This is a genomic window from Janibacter anophelis NBRC 107843 (assembly GCF_001570945.1).
In the GTDB taxonomy this organism is placed as follows: domain Bacteria; phylum Actinomycetota; class Actinomycetes; order Actinomycetales; family Dermatophilaceae; genus Janibacter; species Janibacter anophelis.
On the sequence record NZ_BCSQ01000122.1, the window covers coordinates 1 to 748 of the forward strand.

Below are 748 nucleotides of genomic sequence, written 5' to 3' on the forward strand. Positions count from 1 at the left end.
CCCCCCCGCTTACACAGACCATCTGACACGCCCGGCCTTGCCCAGCAACCCCAGACCCGGAACGGCCGAGAGCCCGAGCCCGACCTTGTCCGGGGTCGACACGTCGTTGTCCCACCAGCCCTTGGGGTCATGCAGGATCTTGCTGTACATGTCCAACTCGTCGGCCACGATGCCAAGGAGGAAACTCGGCCCGTCCACCGGCGACGGGTCGGTCTTCTTCTTCAGGTACTCCGTCTGCAGGTCACGGACCCCGTCGCTGCTCTCCTTCAAGCCCTTCTCGACCATGGGGTCCGACGAGAACGGATTGGCTCGGATGTGATCGACTTAGACGTCGCTGGCCCAGTCCGTCGCCTCGTCCACCGCCCACCAGGTCAGGTCACCCGGGCCGGTCCCGCGAGGACGCGACACCGCGGACAGGTTCGGTGCCCACCCGCCCCGCGGCCCGGTGCCCGACAAGGCGTTACGCACGGCATCCACCACGTCCGGGCCGCCCGCCGTGCTGCGGCCGGCAGGCCCACCGGCGCCACCCGAAGCACCCTGACCGCTGCCCCCCGAGGCGCGGTCCTGCTGCTCGGCCTGCTCCAGCAACAACCGCGCCAACGTCGACAGCCGCTCCGCAGCCGCCGTCAACAGAGGCCCCGATGACTGCCAGTCCCCAGCGAAACCTTCCTGTCAGGCCCGGCCCACGCCTCCATCAGCACCCCCATCGACGCCGTACCCGACTGCTCCACCTGCAACAACTGCACAG

General features: G+C 69.1%; 1 protein-coding gene. It reads right to left on the reverse strand.

Translation table 11 applies throughout. The features are described 5' to 3' along the window. Positions 1 to 9: 9 nt before the first annotated feature. A complete protein-coding gene (locus JAN01S_RS16430) occupies positions 10 to 285 on the reverse strand; it encodes a hypothetical protein (protein ID WP_068319907.1) in 276 nt (91 codons plus the stop codon). Positions 286 to 748: the final 463 nt, after the last annotated feature.

Coding starts and splice junctions, on each gene's coding strand:
- JAN01S_RS16430 (WP_068319907.1), bottom strand. CDS start 285: ATGGTCGAGAAGGGCTTGAAGGAGAGCAGCGACGGGGTCCGTGACCTG.